A 19,272-nucleotide genomic window follows, 5' to 3' on the forward strand; every position below is an offset into this window, starting at 1 on the left:
CATTAATTTTTTATAAAAGTAATAAATAAAAATTAAATACAATCGATTGTATTAAACAAAATAAAAAACAACATCAATTTAATATACTGACAAACAAAGTATTAATCAGATGATAAAATAATAGAGATAATAACTTTTTTTTGTTAAAAACATTAATAAAATACAAGTATAGAATATCTATATTTGTCATTATTATCAAGCACATGTGGCGGAATTGGTAGACGCGCTGCCTTGAGGGGGCAGTATTCGAAAGGATGTGGAAGTTCGAATCTTCTCATGTGCACATTTTGGAATACTTTTTGATTTCTTTTGGTTAACATTAACAATTCTATCATACATATTAAGTATTATTGCATATGCAAAAAATCATTACGCTCTTACTTTTAGTTCTATCTATAAGTATTTATTCTCAAAATGACCAATCTAAATTAAAAGGTCAGATTATTCATGGAGAATCTAAAAAAACATTAAGTGCTGCTCACGTTTTAAACTTAAACTCTGTAGAAGGTACTATAACAAACGATGTAGGTTTGTTTGAATTAACAGCAAAAGCAAATGATACCGTTTTAGTTTCTTATCTAGGTTATTCATCTATCAAATTAAAAGTAACAAACGATTTATTAAAAGGAAATGAATTAGTGATTGCACTGTATGAAAAACCAGAAGAAATTAGAGAGGTAGTTATTAAATCTACTCAATTGATTGGTGTTTTAGAAGTTGATGTTAAGCAAGTACCAAAAGATAGATTTACTAGAATCCATATAAACGGATTACCACAAACTTATGAAATTGGTAGGCCAAAAGGAAAAGACTTCTCCTCGCCTCTTGCAGGATTATTTCAGCCCGTAGACTTTTTATATAGTTTATTTGGGAAAAAGCCTAAACAGCTTAAAAAATTACAGAAATTAAAAAAAGAAGACGGATTACGTAAAATGCTAGCTGGTAAATTTGATAGAGAAGTAATGATGGAATATCTAGAAATGGATAGACAAGAATTATCAGAATTACTAACAGATTGTAATTACTCTGAATACTTTATCAAAAAAGCGTCTGATTTACAAATGATTGAAGCGGTTTTAGATTGTTACGAAAACTTTAAAGCTTTGAAGAAAGGTAAGATTGAACGAAATAAAATTCCAGTTGACAAAAACTAATTTTTAATACTAAATAACTTCAACTAAAAAGGCTCAAAACAAGTACGTTTTGAGCCTTTTATCAACTATTAAAAACTAACTAAATATCAAATAAAATATTTTTACATATTCTAAATGATACACTTGTTTGACGTTAGTTTAGAAATATTGTTACAAGATTAAATCAGTTTAACAGAACTTTAAGAAATAAAAAAATCCGACTCGTAATACGAATCGGATATATAATATGTCTTAATTGTTATATAATCTATTGATTTCCTAATATAATTGGCATACCTGTTTTTCCTGCACCAATTAATACCACTTTACTATTTGGAGATTCAGACAGTTTTAACGTAGCTTCAATCCCTTTATCCTGTAAAATTTTATCTGTTAATGATGCACTTAAAATTTTGTTTGCATCTGCTTTACCTTGTGCTTCAATAATTTGTTTTTCAGCTTCTTTCTTTGCTGTAACTAACCTAAACTCATATTCTAAAGATTCCTGCTCTTGTTTTAATTTACGTTCAATTGCAGTTTTAATTGTGGTTGGTAAGGTTACATCTCTAACCAAAACTTCATTCAATTGAATATGCTGTTTGTCTAATATCTTCTTTGTTTCAGTGAAAATTTCTTCTTGAATTACATCTCTTTTACTAGAATATAATTGTTCAGGTGTATAACGTCCTACAACACTTCTTGCTGCTGAACGAATAGCTGGTTGAATAACTCTAGAGATATAATTTTCTCCTTTTTCTTTATGTAAAAGCCCTATTTTTTCTGATTGTGGTTGAAACCAAGCTGATGCTTCTAATTGAATTTCTAATCCGTTAGAAGATAATACTTGCATTTTTTCAAAGATTTCTTGTTGTCTTACCTCATAAACAAAAACCTTATTCCAAGGCATTACTATATGAAATCCTTCACCCATAGGTGCTTCATCAGTTACAACACCACCACCAAAAGTTTTATATAAAACACCTGCTTGACCAGATTTTATTGTTTCTGTTGATTTTGAAAATAAGATGATTAAAATTGCACCTAATATTATGAATAAGAATCCTTTTTTTGGAAACTGTAAATCTACTTGATTTGCCATTTTTATTTTTTTTAAGTTATTTCAAATTTACGATATATTATTTATCTTTTAATCTGTCTTTAACAAATTCTACTTTAGTTTTTCCATGTTTTTTAGGAACTCCATTTTCATCTAATGAAACCATTACTATTTTATCTATTATAATGATTACTTTATGTGTTAGTTTGTTTCTTACTTCACATTTTAGTGTAATAGAGGAATTTCCAAAAGACAAGACTTCCATCCCTATTTCGATTATATCTCCTTGTTTTGCTGAACTTACAAAATCAATTTCCGACATGTATTTTGTAACTGTTCTTGGAATTTCTAACTGAATGATGGCATAAATGCCTAATTCTTCATCTATCCATTCTAATAATCTACCTCCAAATAAAGTTCCGTTTGGATTTAAATCTTGTGGTTTTACCCATTTTCTTGTGTGAAATCTCATGATTATAATTTTCCGTAATATTTTCTACTAAACCATTCAATAGATAACAATCCAATAACTAAAAATAATATCCATTTCCAATCAATTAAATTTTGTTCTTTTTCAATTGATTTTTGAGTGGTATAATATTTTTTATCATTTATGAGCTCATTTAACAAATCATCTTCCTGATTATTAAAAAAGAGCTTCCCTCCTGTTCTATTGGCTAATTTCTCTAATTTATCTGCATTCGCATTTGTAAATTGTTCTTCAACATTGTATTCTGTAACTTTAAATTTACCATATCTACTAACATTTTCTCCAAGTACAGAAACTTTATAGGAATAATTTCCAGCAGTAATATTTTCTAATGAAAGCTGAAATGAATTATTCATTAAAGAAAAAGGATACTTTTTTTGTTTCTTAGTATCAGTATTTGTTAACGTTAACTCCAAAATAGCCCTAGCATCAAATTGATAGTTTTTATCAACATAAAAAGCAGAAATTGGAATGGTAGCATTTGAAGGATATAAACTTTCTGAAGAAACTTCTAGTCTTTTCCTTTTTTTGGTTGAAGCTAAATATTGAACAAGATTGCCAATAAAATCATCAAAATCTTCAAAAGAACTCGATTGTCTAAAACTTGCCCCACGCCATTTCCAAAGACCTTCTCCAAAAATAACTCCGTATTTTTTTGAATTTTGTTCAAAAGAAGATACTAAAGGCTGTGTAGACTCTAACCCGTTTATTTTTTGATACAATAAAGTCTGATGATGCTCACCCAAAGAGATTTGACCGAATTTATCTTTTAATGGCGGAAAATCACTGAAACCAATATCTTTTTGAAAATACGTTAAAAACTGATCATTATAAATTGCTCCATAATTTTCTGATTGATAAATTGCTTTTTTATTAATTCCTAGATTAAGCGAATTAATAAAATTCCAATCTGCCTTATCACCCGAAATTAATAAGAAATTTGAAGTTTCTTTAGTAAAGAATTTTCTGAAATTATTATTTGGCTGGTAAAATATAACTAACTGATAATCTTTAATTTGTTTGTTAAACTTATGTACTAGTTCTATATCAACTTTTCGCTGTTTATTACTTTCTATAGCTTTTTTTAACGTACCTAAATCTGGATGGATAATTGAAGAAAGAAGTAACACTTTAGTTTGCTCATCAATTACTTCAACAGAAAAACGTTTACTATTGTTTTTAGTATTCTTTTCATCTTGCAATTTTCTAATAGATGCCGTATAATACTGTTGACCAACTTTTGTAGAACTTAGATTCGCTACAATAGTCTGAGTATTATTTTCTGGTGATAGTGTGATTTTTTTAGTGAATAATGTTTTACTACCACTATAAATAGATAACTGAGTATTAACGGTTTCTTTTCCGTCATAAAAAACTAAAGCTTCAACTGGAAACTTATTTTTTATATAACTATACTTATTTATATTTAATTGAGAAAGCTTAACATCTTTGTATTGAGTAGTATCACCTATTACTAAAGGAAAAACAGCTTGTTTAGACTTTACATATTCATAATCGTTACCTATAGTTTGGTTTCCATCAGAAATTAAAATACTTGTATTTAATGTATTTTTGTTAAGCTGATTTACTGCACGTAAAGCTTCTGATATATTTGTCTGACTTCCAGTAAAATCTAAACTATCTACTGTTTTCGTATTGTTATCAAAAGATAAAAAAGTAACATCAAACTTAGTATTTAATGATGTATTTGATTTTAATTTATCAATAAATTGATATATATATTCTTTTTGATTGAAATAGCTAGTAGAACTAGAATTATCAACCAATACAGATAATACCGGTTTTGTATTTTTTAATTGAGTAGTAGTAATTTTTGGGTTGATAAAAAGTAATGACAATAAAAATAAGCTTAATGCTTTTAAACCAAACCAAACATAATTGATGCTTCGTTTATCTTTATTTTTAAAAAAATATTGAAAATAAGCAACACCAACACTTAGAAAAAGTGCTAAAACTATATAGAAAATTGTTGTGGTTTGCAAATGCAATAATTTAATTCGAAAGATATTAAAAAAGAAACCTGTAGCAAATTAATGCTACAGGTTTTAACTTATTTTTTGTTTATTTTTTTATGTTAACATTCCACCATCAACAGAAAGTGTTTGTCCAGTAATATAACCACTCATGTCTGAAGCTAAGAAAACACATGCATTTGCAATATCTTCTGGTGTTCCACCACGTTTTAAAGGAATATTGTCTCTCCATTCTTGAACAACTTTCTCATCCAGTTTTCCTGTCATTTCAGTTTCAATAAATCCAGGAGCAACCACATTTGATCTAATATTTCTAGAACCTAATTCTAAAGCAACAGATTTAGAAAACCCTAAAATACCCGATTTAGATGCTGCATAATTAGCTTGACCAGCATTTCCTTTCAATCCAACAACAGAACTCATATTAATTATAGAACCAGCTCTTTGTTTCATCATTGGTCTAATAACCGCTTTTGTTAAGTTAAAAACCGATTTTAAATTAACTTCAATTACTTTATCGAAATCATCTTCAGAAATACGCATTAATAAGTTATCCTTTGTAATACCTGCGTTATTTACTAAAATATCGATAGTTCCAAATTCTTCTAAAACACTTTTAGCTAATTCTTGAGCTGCATCAAAGTTTGCTGCATTCGATTGATATCCTTTAGCTTTTACACCTAAACCTTGTAATTCGATTTCTAATGCTTTTGCAGCATCTACAGAAGAACTATACGTAAAAGCAACATTTGCACCTTGTTTTGCAAATTCAACAGCAATACCGCGTCCAATTCCTCTTGTTGCGCCAGTAACAATTGCTGATTTATTTTCTAGTAATTTCATTCTAAAATTTTATTTGGTTGATTGTATGTCAAATATAAAAAAGAAATTCCCGAGATATTGAAATTAATTCAATATAAACGAGAATTTATATACGTTATCTTGTAATTTTTATTTTAATACTGATGCTATCATTTCACCAATTTTAGCTGGTGAACTTACTACATGCACTCCGTTTTCTGCTAATATTTTCATTTTAGCTTGTGCAGTATCATCTGCTCCACCTACAATTGCTCCTGCATGACCCATTGTTCTTCCTGCTGGTGCAGTTTGACCTGCAATAAAACCAACAACTGGTTTTCTATTTCCATCAGCTTTAATCCATTGTGCAGCTTCTGCTTCAAGGTTTCCGCCAATTTCACCAATCATTACAATAGCTTCAGTGTCATCATCATTCATTAATAATTCAACAGCTTCTTTTGTTGTTGTACCAATAATTGGATCTCCACCAATACCAATAGCTGTAGTAATGCCGTATCCTTGTTTTACAACTTGGTCAGCTGCTTCATAGGTTAATGTTCCAGATTTAGAAACAATTCCAACTCTACCTTTTTTAAAGATAAAACCTGGCATAATACCAACTTTAGCTTCGTCTGGAGTAATTACACCTGGACAATTTGGCCCCACTAATGTACAGTCTTTAGTGTCAATATACGCTTTAACTTTTACCATATCGGCAGTTGGAATTCCTTCAGTAATACAAATAATTACTTTAATTCCAGCTTCAGCAGATTCCATAATTGCATCTGCAGCAAATGCAGGCGGTACAAAAATTATTGAAGTATCTGCTCCTACTTTAGTTACAGCTTCATCTACAGTATTAAAAACTGGTTTCCCTAAATGTTCTTGACCACCTTTTCCTGGAGTTACACCACCAACAACGTTGGTTCCGTAATCTATCATTTGTCCAGCGTGAAAAGTTCCTTCACTTCCTGTAAAACCTTGTACTATAATTTTTGAATCTTTATTTACTAAAACGCTCATTAGTTTATTTTTTATTCCCATTGTCCTGCGGACATTTCCCAAAGGGAAAGTAAAATGGAATTTGATTTAATTTTATGCTGCAAAAATAGTTTATTGAATGATTTTAAAAAAGAATTTTATCCATTCTTTCTCTCTTTTAATAAACGTTTTATTTCAGCCATTTCTTTTAATTTTTCTCTTGATTCTGATATGGGTGTTCCAAAATAGCTTTTCCCTCCTGTTACTGACTTTGTAACGCCAGTTTGTCCAAGAATAACAGCTCCTTTTCCAATTGTTATTCCGCTATTGGTGCCAACTTGTCCCCAAATAGTAACTTCATCTTCAATAATACAACATCCCGCAATACCTGTTTGAGCTGCTATCAAACATTTTTCACCAATAATAGTATCATGTCCAACATGAACTTGATTGTCGATTTTCGTCCCTTTTCCTATTGTTGTATTTCCCGTTACTCCTCTATCTATAGTGCAAGAAGCTCCTAATTCAACATTATCTTCTAGAACTACTTTTCCTCCTGAAATTAATTTATCAAATCCTTCTGGTCTATTTTTATAATAAAAAGCATCACTTCCTAAAACAGTGTTGGATTGTATAACTACATTATCTCCAATATCACAATTATTATTAATCGTAACATTTGCATGAATAGTACAATTTTCACCAATAACTACATATTCTCCTATAAAAACATTAGGCTGAATAATAGTATTTTCTCCAATGATTGCAGTATCAGAAATATTATTTTTTGATGCTATAAAAGGATTAAAATGTTGTGTGAGTTTGTTAAAATCACGAAAAGGATCATCAGAAATTAACAATGATTTTCCTTCTGGGCAATCAACTTCTTTATTGATTAAAATAGTAGTTGCGGCTGAATTTAAAGCTTTATCATAATATTTTGGATGATCCACAAAAACAATATCTCCATTTTCTACAACGTGAATTTCATTGATTCCAGTTATTTCAAAACTTTCATCACCAATAAAATCAACCTCTAATAAATTAGCTATTTGTTGAAGTGTTTGTGGATTTTTGAATTTCAAAATTACTCTTTAATTCTTTCTTGATACGTTCCTTTTGTAGTTTCAACCTTAATTTTATCTCCTTCATTAATAAATAAAGGTACATTTACTGTTGCTCCACTTTCAACAGTTGCTGGTTTCGTTGCGTTTGTTGCTGTATTTCCTTTTACACCAGGTTCTGTATGCGTTACTTCTAAAATTACACTTGCTGGCATATCAACAGATAACGGCATGTCATCTTCAGAATTGATTATCACAGTAACTACTTCTCCTTCTTTCATTAATTGAGGAGCATCTAATACATCTTTTTGCAATTGTATTTGAGTATAATCTTGTTGATTCATAAAATGATAGGTATCTCCTTCATTATATAAATATTGAAATTTATGTGTTTCTACACGTACTTCATCAATTTTTCTACCAGCAGGAAATGTATTATCAACTACTTTACCGTTGGTTACACTTTTTAATTTAGTTCTTACAAACGCAGGCCCTTTACCTGGCTTTACATGTAAAAACTCTACAACTTTATATATATCGTTGTTATATTTAATACATAATCCGTTTCTAATATCTGATGTTGTTGCCATTTTCTTTTTTGTTTATACTTTAATTAACAAGTTAGTTTTATTATTTTTTTATCCTCCCCAATACCCTTTCATAATTCCACGTTGAGAATTACGAATAAATAAAATGATCTCATCTCTTTCTGGAGTTGCTTCCATTTCAGCTTCAATCTTTTCTACTGCTTGTGTGGTATTATAATTTTTTTGATACAGAATTCTATATATATTTTGTATTTCTCTAATTTTATCTGCACTAAATCCTCTTCTTCTTAATCCTATTGAATTAATTCCGACATAAGACAAAGGTTCTTTTGCAGCTTTAGTATATGGAGGAACATCTTTTCTTACTAAAGATCCTCCCGAAACCATTGCATGATCTCCAATATGTATAAATTGATGAATGGCTGCTAAACCTCCAATAATTGCATGTTTTCCAATAATAACATGACCTGCAAGCGCTACACCATTAACTACAATCGAATTATCACCTAAATAACAATCATGCGCAATATGTGCTGTTGCCATGATTAAACAATTTTTTCCGATTGATGTTTTACCTGAAGCTTTAGTTCCTCTATTAACCGTAACACATTCTCTAATAGTGGTATTATCTCCAATAATTGTTAAAGAATCTTCACCCTCAAATTTTAAGTCTTGCGGAATTGCAGAAATTACAGCACCAGGAAAGATTCTACAGTCTTTACCTATTCGTGCGCCTTCCATAATAGTAACATTAGAACCTATCCAAGTTCCAGAACCAATTGTTACATTATTATGAATGGTTGTAAAAGGTTCTATCACAACATTTCTTGCAACTTTTGCTTGTGGATGAACATATGCTAAAGGTTGATTCATAACTTATTGTTTTTTTGCTATTTGAGCCATTAATTCTGCTTCAGCAACTAATTTTCCGTTTGCATATGCGTATGATTGCATATGACAGATTCCTCTTCTGATGGGTGTGATTAATTCACATCTAAAAATTAATGTATCTCCAGGAAGTACTTTTTGTTTAAACTTAACTTTATCCATTTTCATGAAATACGTTAAATAATTTTCTGGATCTGGAACTGTACTTAAAACCAAAATCCCTCCACATTGTGCCATTGCTTCTACTTGTAAAACTCCTGGCATTACTGGTGCTCCTGGAAAATGACCAACAAAGAAATTTTCATTCATTGTTACATTTTTCATACCAACAACATGTTTATCAGTTAATTCTAAAATTCTATCAACTAATAAAAATGGTGGTCTATGTGGTAGAATATCCATAATTTGATGAATATCCAATAATGGTGGTAGACTTAAATCATAGGTAGGAACATTATTCCTTTTTTCTAATTTTATGATTTTAGCTAATTTTTTAGCAAACTGAGTATTTACTAAATGCCCAGGTTTATTGGCTATAACTTTTCCTCTTATTCTTTTGCCAACTAAAGCTAAGTCACCAATTACATCTAATAATTTATGTCGTGCAGCTTCATTAGCCCAATGAAGGGTTAAATTATCTAATATTCCATTTGATTTTACAGCAATATTATCTTTATTAAAAGCCTTCTTTAATTTTTCCATTGTGGAATCAGAAAGCGCTTTATCTACATAAACAATCGCGTTGTTTAAATCGCCTCCCTTAATTAAATCATTCTCTAACAACATTTCAATTTCATGTAAAAAACTGAATGTTCTTGCTGCTGCTATATCATTTTTAAAGTCTGAAATTGTTTCTAAAGTTGCATTTTGAGTCCCTAAAATTTTAGTTCCAAAATCTACCATAGTTGTTACTTGGTATTCATCAGAAGGCATTAAAATAATCTCGCTTCCTGTAACTTCATCTTTATAGGAAATTATTTCCTTAACAATGTATTCTTCAATATCAGCATCTTGTTCTTTTATTCCAGCTTTTTCTAAAGCTTCAATAAAATATTTAGAAGAACCATCCATAATTGGAGGTTCAGATGCATTTAATTCAATAATTAAATTATCAATATTCAATCCAACAGCAGCCGCTAATACATGTTCTGATGTTTGTACTTGAACGCCATTTTTTTCAATATTTGTTCCTCGTTGCGTATTTACAACATATTCGGCTTTTGCTTCTATTGTTGGGCTTCCTTCTAAATCTACTCTTGTAAATGCAAATCCATGATTTACAGGTGCAGGTTTAAATGTCATTGTTACATTATTTCCTGTGTGTAATCCTACACCAGATAACGTAATCTCTTTTTGTATGGTTTGTTGTTTGTTACTCATTATTATTCATTTTGAGTATAAGCTCTTTTTCTATTGTAGTTAGTTTTGAAACTGTTTTTAGTGCTGTAAATTTCATCAAATGCAAAAGTATAAAAAAACTTAGTATTAGGCTAATTTCATTTTTTTAGGATAACACAAAAAGTGCTTATTTACTGGCTTTGCCAATGCCTGTAGGTTTAATTGATCTGAAGCTTTTACAATATCTAACAATGTTCCTTTTTTTGTTAAGATTTTAATCGGAATTTCTGAATTATATGCTTGATTAGAAACCATATCTGTAAATGCAAAATAAGCTACCAAATCATCATCTAATTTATATGCTTCCTTTAATTGATTTTTAATGATTGTTATTTCTTCTTTTGAATGTTTTTCATCTTGTATATCAATCTTTAGCAGTTTTCTATCAATAATCATTGTTGATAATTGTGATAACACAAAATCTGAATGGTTTCTCCAATCTTTTATGGCATGTAAAATATCGTAATCGTCCAATCTTGAAAACAATTCAAGTTTTTCATCATCAAAATCTTTTAAAGAAATTTCATTGTTTAAAAAATATTTTAAAGCTGTACTCGCTTCAATTTCAATATTCTTTTTTGTTAATTCTTTTGCTCTTTTTAAAACTTTAACCAACATGTTTTCAGCTACTAAACCCGTTTTATGTAAATACACTTGCCAATACATTAATCGTCTAGCAATCAAGAACTTTTCGACAGAATAAATTCCTTTTTGATCAATTACTAATTCATCATCTTTTACATTCATCATGGCAATTAACCTATCCGAAGAAATATTTCCTTCAGCAACTCCAGTATAAAAACTATCACGTTTTAAGTAATCTAATCGATCAATATCTAATTGACTAGATATTAGTTGATATAGAAACTTTCTATGATATTTCCCTTCAAAAATTGCGATGGCTAAATCTAATTTTCCATTAAAATGGTTATTTAATGATTTCATAAACTTTATTGAAATCTCTTCGTGCGAAATTCCGTTTACAATACTATGCTCTAAAGCATGAGAAAAAGCGCCATGACCAATATCGTGCAATAATATAGCAATTGATACTGCATTTTCTTCATCATCAGAAATTTCAACGCCTTTTGTTCGTAATACACGTATCGCTTTTTGCATTAAATGCATACAACCAATAGCATGATGAAATCGGGTGTGATTTGCACCTGGATACACCAAATTAGAAAAACCCATTTGAGTAATCCTTCTTAAACGCTGAAAATAAGGGTGTTCTATAATGTCAAAAATTAATGGATTTGGTATGGATATAAAGCCATAAATAGGATCATTAATTATTTTTAATTTGTTAGTTTTAGTTTTTGCCAAAATAAAAAGTTACAATTCAAGACAAATCTAGCAAAACCAAACCAAACATTATTTTATTAACGTATTTTTATCATTTAGAAACACAACATATATGTATTTAACCGTTTCTTTAGTAAATAATCTTTTTATATGAGAAAAATAGACATTCTTTGGGTTGATGATGAAATTGATTTATTAAAGGCTCATATCATTTTTTTAGAGAGTAAAAATTACAATGTTACTACTTGTAATAATGGTACAGATGCTATTGATTTAGTTGATGACACTCAATTTGATATTGTTTTTTTAGATGAAAATATGCCAGGTTTAACGGGTTTAGAAACCTTAGCAGAAATCAAACAAAAACAAGCAAATCTTCCTGTAGTAATGATTACTAAAAGTGAGGAAGAATATATAATGGAAGAAGCTATTGGTTCTAAAATTGCAGATTATTTAATTAAACCTGTAAATCCGAATCAAATATTATTGAGTTTAAAAAAGAACCTGGATTTATCTAGGTTAGTGTCTGAAAAAACAACTTCTAATTATCAACAAGAATTTAGAAAAATAGCGATGGATTTGGCTATGGTTAATTCTTATGAGGATTGGATTGATATGTATAAAAAACTAGTCCACTGGGAATTAGAATTGGAGAATATTAACGATTCTGGAATGTTAGGTATTTTAGAAAGCCAGAAATCTGAAGCAAATACTCAGTTTTATAAATTTATAAAAAAGAATTATCAAGATTGGTTTACAGCTCATGATAGACCTACGTTTTCTCATACATTATTTAAAGATTATGTAGTTCCTAATATTGATTCGGAAAATGGAACTTTATTAATTGTGATTGATAATTTACGTTATGATCAATACCGAGTTTTAGAGCCTTTTATCAATAATCATTACAAAAAGGAAGAAGAGCATTCGTACTTTAGTATTTTACCTACAGCAACTCAATATGCTAGAAATTCTATATTTTCTGGATTGATGCCATTAGATATGGAAAAAAGACATCCCGACCTTTGGAAAAATGATACCGATGAAGGCGGAATGAATTTATATGAAAATGAGTTCTTAAAAGCACAGATTCAACGATTAGGGTTAAATATAAAACACGAATACTATAAAATAACTTCGTTAAAAAAAGGAAAAGAATTAGCCGATAATTATAATGGTACTAAGCAAAACGATTTAACAGTTGTTGTTTATAATTTTGTTGACATGCTTTCACATTCAAAAACAGAAATGGAAGTTATTAAGGAATTAGCTGGAGATGATAAAGCGTATCGATCTTTAACAGTTAGCTGGTTTAAAAATTCGCCATTATTTGACATTCTTCAAAAAGCACAACAATTAGGTCAGAAATTAATTATCACAACAGACCACGGAACTATAAATTGTAAACATCCAACAAAAGTAATTGGGGATAAAAATATTAGTGCAAATTTACGCTACAAAACAGGTCGTAGCTTAAGTTATGAAGATAAAGATGTGTATGCAGTAAATAATCCTAAAGACATTTATTTACCTAGTATATCATTTAATAGTCCATTTATTTTTGCAAAAGAAGATTTGTTTTTTGCCTATCCAAACAATTACAATCACTTTGTAAAATACTACAAAAACACATATCAACATGGTGGAATCTCTTTAGAAGAAGTTATTATTCCTTGTGCAATTTATGAGCCTAAATAACTAAAATAGCTTTTACTTTTCCTTTTTTACTTTTACCTTTGTCTTCTATGAATAAAACCTATTCTTTAGATCAATTAACCGATGTCGCAAAAGAAGTAATAGAAAACGCTCAACATAAAATTCTATTATTTTATGGAGAAATGGGTGTTGGAAAAACAACGTTAATAAAAGAAATTTGTACTGTCTTAGAAATCGAAGATATTGCCCACTCACCTACTTTCTCACTGGTAAATGAATATCAAACTAAAAAAGGAGAAATTGTTTATCATTTTGATTTTTATAGAATAGAAGATGAAAACGAAGCCTTAGACATGGGAATTGAAGATTATTTATATACAAATCATTGGTGTTTGATTGAATGGCCAGAAAACGTTAAAAATTTATTACCTTTAGAAACTGTTGAAATTCACATCTCACTTTTAGAAGATGGTAAAAGAAATATTCAGCTTAAATAACTTTTTATGAGTCAGTTTTCTCCATTTAGTAAAGAAGAATTATTACCACAAGAAGAAATGCTTGAGGTAAAAAAGCAAAAAGGAGAATTATTTATTGGTTTACCTAAGGAAACTCATTTTCAAGAAAAAAGAGTTTGTTTAACACCAGATGCAGTTGCAGCATTAACTCAAAACGGCCATCGGGTTGTTGTAGAAACGAAAGCTGGTGAAGATGCAAATTTTACCGATAAAGAATATTCTGATGCTGGCGCTAAAATTTCATATGATATAAAAGAAGCTTTTGGCTGTAATATCATTTTAAAAGTAGCTCCACCAACCGAAAAAGAAATTGAATTAATCAACCCCCAAAGTATTTTAATTTCTGCATTGCAATTAAAAACTCAAAACAAAAAATACTTTGAATGCTTAGCTAAGAAAAGAATTACCGCTGTTGCTTTTGATTATATAAAGGATGAACATGGTGTTTTTCCAATAGTAAAATCGTTAAGTGAAATTGCCGGTACAGCTTCTGTTCTAATAGCTGGTGAATTAATGAGCGGCGTTAATAAAGGAAATGGTTTATTATTCGGAAATATTGGTGGTGTAGCACCTACAAGTGTTGTAATTCTTGGAGCTGGAACCGTTGGAGAATTTGCTGCAAGATCTGCAATTGGTTTAGGCGCTAGAGTAAAAGTTTTTGATAATTCTATCACTAAACTAAGAAAATTACAACATGCATTAAGTATGCCTATTTATACATCAACCATTCAACCAAAAACATTAGCTAAAGCATTAATGCGTTGCGATGTTGCTATTGGTGCAATTAGAGGAAAAAACAGATCACCTATTGTTGCCACAGAAGAAATGATTGAGCAAATGAAAGAAGGAGCTGTTATTGTTGATGTTAGTATCGATCGTGGTGGTTGTTTTGAAACGTCAAACATTACAGATCATAAAAAACCTACTTTTGAAAAACACGGTGTAATACATTATTGTGTACCCAATATACCTTCTAGATATTCCAGAACCGCTTCGGTATCGATTAGTAATATCTTTACTCCCTACTTACTAAATATTGCTGAAGAAGGCGGATTTGAAAACGCTGCACGCTATGATAAAAGTCTAAGAAACGGAATGTATTTTTATCATGGAATTTTAACCAATAAAACAGTAGCAAATTGGTTTGACTTACCTTTTAGAGATATAAATTTACTAATTATTTAATATAATAAAACTGTAAATAACTATTATTTTATTACAGTAATAGTGGATGGTTTTTTTATAACTTTGAAGTAATAAAATTTAAATATACTAGTTATATATTTTAGTTTATTATAGTATAAACTGTTAATAATTTAGAATAATGTTTATTCCCCCAAGAATAACAAAATGGCTGTTTTTAATAGCTATCTTATGTTTTTGTAACAGTGGTTTTAGTCAAGTTACTGTTAATGATAGTAATTTATCTTCTCAAGGAATGGTAGATTTATTGCTTTCAAATTCGTGTGCAACACGTTCAAACATTAGTGTATCTTCAAATCAATCCGTCGCATACTTCAGTAATAATGGTTCAAATTTCCCTTTAAATGAAGGGATTATCATTAGAAACGGAATCGCAACGCACACACAAGGTATTTATACAGGAAATAACTTAAATAGTCAATTAAATACAAATTCTGATGCCGATTTACAAACATTAAGTAATCAATCCAATCAACCAGCACAAATAACAGATGTTGCATTTTTAGAATTCGATTTTACTCCTTCTTCTACTAATTTTTCATTTAACTTTTTATTTGCTTCTAATGAATATGGTGAATGGCAGTGCGGATTTAGTGATGTATTTGGTTTTTTTCTTACTGATTTAACCACAGGAATTACTAAAAACATTGCAGTAGTTCCAAATACTCAAAATGCTATTTCAGTAAAAGAAATTAGAGATAATCAATATAATTCATCATGTAATTCAACAAATCCAGAATTATTCAACACATATAATGTAGACACTCCAGCAAATTCTTCCGTAAATATGCGAGGTTTTACAAATGTTTTAACAGCAAGTTCTTTAGTAACACCTAATAATCCATACAGAATTAAGTTTGCAATTGGAGATTATAATGATGCTACCTTTGATTCTGCAGTATTTATTCAAGCTGGAAGTTTTGATACTTTTTTGAATTTAGGAGAAGATAGTGTTTTATGTAGTGGTGATACTACTCAATTAAATTCAGGATATACAAATACAACCAACTTTTCTTATGAATGGCTTTTAAATGATGTGGCTATTCCAAATGAAATCAACACAAGTTTGACCGTAAATCAACCAGGAACTTATAAATTAAATATTACCAATACAACAACTAATTGTATAATTTCTGATGAAGTTATTATCTCTACTTTACAAGTAAATCAACCGAACGATTTACAAGAATGTAGCGGGAATAATGTCACTTTTAATTTAACTTTAAACAATACGACTGCATTAAATGTTGATGAAAACATTTATGACATATTGTATTATAATTCCATCGAAAATGCCACTAATAATTTACCTATAGCAGATAATTTATTATCACAATATCCAAGCGGTGGTAATGAAACTATCTTCATTCGCTTAAGAAACAAAAACACGAATACTATTTGTACAGATACCGTAAATTTCAATTTAAATATTACAAATATTGAAGCAACTAGACCTTCAAATATAACGGTTTGTCAAACAGATCAAACGTTAAACATTCCAGATACTTTTGAACAACAAATCTTAAATAATTTAAATCCACTGAATTATACAGTTTCTTATTTTAGAAATGAAAATGAAGCTGAAAGCAATATAAATGCTATTGTTAATCCAGAAAACTATCCACTTATTGGGAGTGGAATTACAATTCTTTGGGCGCGATTAACAGATAATACAAATTCAATTTGTTTTGATGTAGTTGATTTTAACATCACTATTAATCTTTCGCCACCAATAACAACGTTAGAAAACGTTTATGTGTGTTCGGAATATACTTTGCAACCTCTTGCAAACGGGAATTATTTTACTGGACCGCAAGGAACAGGGACTCAATTAAATGCCGGAGATTTAATTACAAATCAATCTACAGTATATATATACAATTCCAATCCAAATGGATGTTTTAATGAAACTAATTTCACAATAAATATGGCAGATGAATATACGGTTCCATTAGTACATTGTGGAACTTTTACGGTGCCATCTTATCCCAATTCAGTGTTTTATGATGCCACAAATGGACCAAACGGAACTGGAACAATTATTCCTTCAGGAACTGAATTTACTACAAATCAAACTATCTTTTTTTATGCAATAAACGAAGACGACAGTATTTGTGTAGATACCCAGTTTGATATTATAGTTAACCCGCTACCTCCAGTAGATACTTTTGAAAATGTTATTACGTGTGATTCTTATACCTTACCTCCTATTACCAATGGTAATTATTTTACAGAAATAGATGGAGGCGGAACGCAACTAAATGCAGGAGTACAAGTTACATCTACTCAAACAATCCATGTTTTTAATATTGATGCAGTTACCAATTGTACAAATTCAAGTCTATTTAATGTAACAATTATAGATACTTCAGTTTTTCAAAATTTAAGCGCTTGTGGTAATTATAGATTACCAAATGTTGAATTTGGTGGTTATTTTACTGAAGCTGTTGGTGGTGGAACTCCTATTGCTATTGGTACTACTATAACAAGTTCTCAAACTGTTTTTTATTTCGCTCCCGAAATAACCGATAATACAAATTGTACCGATAATATTTCTATAGATATTACAATTAATCCTTTACCGCCAGTAGATAGTTTAGAAAATATTATTAGATGTCAAGATGATTTACCAACATTACCAGCTTTAACAAACGGAAACTATTTTACGCTACCAGGAGGACAAGGAACACAATTAAATACTGGAGCTGTTATTAATACTACACAAACTGTTTTTATATATAATACCAATCAATTTTGTGATGCTCAAACTAGTTTTACAGTAGAGATTAGACCATTTCCTATAATTGATAATTTTACTGATGTTTTTGTTTGTGATACTTATACCTTACCACAACTTTCTAATGGAAGATATTATACAGAATCTGGTGCACAAGGAACACAATTAAATGCTGGTGAAGTAATTACAACCAATCAAAGGATTTTTATATTTAATGATTATTCAGATTTGGAAGGCTGTACTAATGAAAACTTTTTTACTGTCAATATTCTAAAAGTTGAAGTAGATGAATTAGAAGATATAAAAGCATGTGACACCTATATTTTACCGCCACTAACTGTAGGTAATTATTTTACAGAGCAAAATGGTCAAGGAACTCAATTAAATGCAGGAGAGACTATAAATACAACTCAAACTATTTATATATATTCAGAATCGGGCACAAGAATTGTCTGCTCAGATCAATCTAACTTTACAGTTACTATTTCTAACACACCCATTTTACCAGTATTTAATGATATTGAAAATTGTAATTCTTTTACACTTCCATCACTAACTCCAATAACTCCAATAACTGGAGTAGATATAAATTATTATAGACAGCCAAACGGAATTGACAAAATTAATATTGCAGATTATACAATCTCAGAAATAGGAACACAAAAAATATATGTAAGAGCATTTACACAAAACAACTTAGATTGTTTTACAGAAACGTCATTTGATTTAACAGTTCATCCCCTATTAGATTTAGTAATTTTAGATGCCTTTATTTGTGAAGATTCAGAAACAGGACTCATAAGAAATACCGCTATTTTAGAGACTGGTTTAAATCCAAATGAATTTACTGCAAATTGGTATTTAGATAATCAATTAGTGGGAACTGGAGTGAGTTATGAAGCTGACCAAGAAGGAATCTATAGAATAGAGTTTATTAAACTAATTCCAGATGTTGGAGCAAATTGTACTTATAATCCCACAGAAGTTTTGGTTAGAAAATCGACACCTAAAGCGGCTATTGAATTTTTAACTCCTGCTTTTTCAAGTAATTCTACTGTTAGGGTTAATTTTAGTGATGAAGGTTTAGGAAGCTATCAATTTAAATTAGATGATGGAGAATTTCAAGAAAGTAATACATTTAGAAATGTAGGATTTGGGAATCACACGATTATTGTAAAAGACATCACAGAATATTGTGGTGATTTTGTTTTTAATTTCACAGCTATAGAAACACCTAACTTTTTTACACCAAACGGTGATGGTATAAATGATGTTTGGAATATTCATCATTTAAAAAATAATCCAGAAGCCATTGTAACTATTTACAACAGATTTGGTAAATTAATTTACACATTTAAACCCTCAACTGGGAGTTGGAATGGATATACTAATACTGGTAATTTAGCAAATGCATCAGATTATTGGTTTATAGTAGCATTTACTTTTCAAGGAAAGCATACAGAATTTAGATCTAACCTTTCATTGATAAGAAATTAGCGTTA

Annotated in this window: 15 protein-coding genes and 1 tRNA gene; 6 read left to right on the plus strand and 10 right to left on the minus strand. The window is 29.7% G+C overall.

Going from position 1 to position 19,272, the window contains the following annotated elements:
- The first annotated feature begins 199 nt into the window (after positions 1–199).
- Positions 200–283, plus strand: a tRNA-Leu gene (locus OD91_RS01005).
- Between the two features lie 73 nt (positions 284–356).
- Positions 357–1,154 (plus strand): carboxypeptidase-like regulatory domain-containing protein, encoded by a 798-nt coding sequence (locus OD91_RS01010; protein WP_144894546.1) that lies wholly within the window; start codon positions 357–359, stop codon positions 1,152–1,154.
- Positions 1,155–1,401: 247 nt separating this feature from the next.
- Here the strand turns inward: OD91_RS01010 and OD91_RS01015 are convergent, their stop codons facing one another.
- From OD91_RS01015 to OD91_RS01060, 10 genes are all read right to left on the minus strand, one after another.
- Positions 1,402–2,232, minus strand: coding sequence for a prohibitin family protein (locus OD91_RS01015; RefSeq protein ID WP_144894547.1), 831 nt, complete (start codon positions 2,230–2,232; stop codon positions 1,402–1,404).
- A 37-nt stretch (positions 2,233–2,269) separates the two neighbouring features.
- The gene (locus OD91_RS01020) at positions 2,270–2,662 is read right to left on the minus strand and encodes an acyl-CoA thioesterase (protein ID WP_144894548.1); all 393 of its coding nucleotides are present in this window, start codon (positions 2,660–2,662) and stop codon (positions 2,270–2,272) included.
- 2 nt (positions 2,663–2,664) lie between these two features.
- Positions 2,665–4,683, minus strand: coding sequence for a VWA domain-containing protein (locus OD91_RS01025; RefSeq protein ID WP_255513131.1), 2,019 nt, complete (start codon positions 4,681–4,683; stop codon positions 2,665–2,667).
- An 87-nt stretch (positions 4,684–4,770) separates the two neighbouring features.
- On the minus strand, positions 4,771–5,517 hold the full coding sequence (gene fabG, locus OD91_RS01030) for a 3-oxoacyl-[acyl-carrier-protein] reductase (RefSeq protein ID WP_144894549.1): 747 nt from the start codon (positions 5,515–5,517) through the stop codon (positions 4,771–4,773).
- Between the two features lie 108 nt (positions 5,518–5,625).
- Positions 5,626–6,498, minus strand: a complete 873-nt coding sequence (gene sucD, locus OD91_RS01035) for a succinate--CoA ligase subunit alpha (RefSeq protein WP_144894550.1) — start codon at positions 6,496–6,498, stop codon at positions 5,626–5,628.
- 116 nt (positions 6,499–6,614) lie between these two features.
- Positions 6,615–7,541, minus strand: coding sequence for a UDP-3-O-(3-hydroxymyristoyl)glucosamine N-acyltransferase (locus OD91_RS01040; RefSeq protein WP_144894551.1), 927 nt, complete (start codon positions 7,539–7,541; stop codon positions 6,615–6,617).
- A 2-nt stretch (positions 7,542–7,543) separates the two neighbouring features.
- Positions 7,544–8,110: an elongation factor P gene (gene efp / locus OD91_RS01045; protein ID WP_144894552.1), complete on the minus strand. Its 567-nt coding sequence runs from the start codon at positions 8,108–8,110 to the stop codon at positions 7,544–7,546.
- 48 nt (positions 8,111–8,158) lie between these two features.
- Positions 8,159–8,941: an acyl-ACP--UDP-N-acetylglucosamine O-acyltransferase gene (gene lpxA, locus OD91_RS01050; RefSeq protein ID WP_144894553.1), complete on the minus strand. Its 783-nt coding sequence runs from the start codon at positions 8,939–8,941 to the stop codon at positions 8,159–8,161.
- Positions 8,942–8,944: 3 nt separating this feature from the next.
- Positions 8,945–10,336: a bifunctional UDP-3-O-[3-hydroxymyristoyl] N-acetylglucosamine deacetylase/3-hydroxyacyl-ACP dehydratase gene (locus OD91_RS01055; RefSeq protein WP_144894554.1), complete on the minus strand. Its 1,392-nt coding sequence runs from the start codon at positions 10,334–10,336 to the stop codon at positions 8,945–8,947.
- A 105-nt stretch (positions 10,337–10,441) separates the two neighbouring features.
- Positions 10,442–11,680 carry an HD domain-containing protein gene (locus OD91_RS01060; RefSeq protein WP_144894555.1) on the minus strand — a complete coding sequence of 413 codons (1,239 nt, stop codon included), beginning with the start codon at positions 11,678–11,680 and terminating at the stop codon, positions 10,442–10,444.
- A 129-nt stretch (positions 11,681–11,809) separates the two neighbouring features.
- On the opposite strand from OD91_RS01060, the gene OD91_RS01065 reads away from it, so the two are divergent.
- The 4 genes from OD91_RS01065 to OD91_RS01080 all read left to right on the plus strand — a co-directional run bounded on the left by OD91_RS01065 (position 11,810) and on the right by OD91_RS01080 (position 19,267).
- Positions 11,810–13,357, plus strand: a complete 1,548-nt coding sequence (locus OD91_RS01065; RefSeq protein ID WP_144894556.1) for a bifunctional response regulator/alkaline phosphatase family protein — start codon at positions 11,810–11,812, stop codon at positions 13,355–13,357.
- Positions 13,358–13,404: 47 nt separating this feature from the next.
- A complete protein-coding gene (tsaE, locus tag OD91_RS01070) occupies positions 13,405–13,812 on the plus strand; it encodes a tRNA (adenosine(37)-N6)-threonylcarbamoyltransferase complex ATPase subunit type 1 TsaE (protein WP_144894557.1) in 408 nt (135 codons plus the stop codon).
- Positions 13,813–13,818: 6 nt separating this feature from the next.
- Complete coding sequence (locus OD91_RS01075) at positions 13,819–15,015, plus strand: alanine dehydrogenase (RefSeq protein WP_144894558.1); 1,197 nt, start codon at positions 13,819–13,821, stop codon at positions 15,013–15,015.
- Between the two features lie 139 nt (positions 15,016–15,154).
- A complete protein-coding gene (locus OD91_RS01080) occupies positions 15,155–19,267 on the plus strand; it encodes a T9SS type B sorting domain-containing protein (RefSeq protein WP_144894559.1) in 4,113 nt (1,370 codons plus the stop codon).
- The last annotated feature ends 5 nt before the right edge of the window (positions 19,268–19,272 follow it).

It is taken from the genome of Lutibacter sp. Hel_I_33_5 (genome assembly GCF_007827455.1).
GTDB lineage: Bacteria > Bacteroidota > Bacteroidia > Flavobacteriales > Flavobacteriaceae > Polaribacter.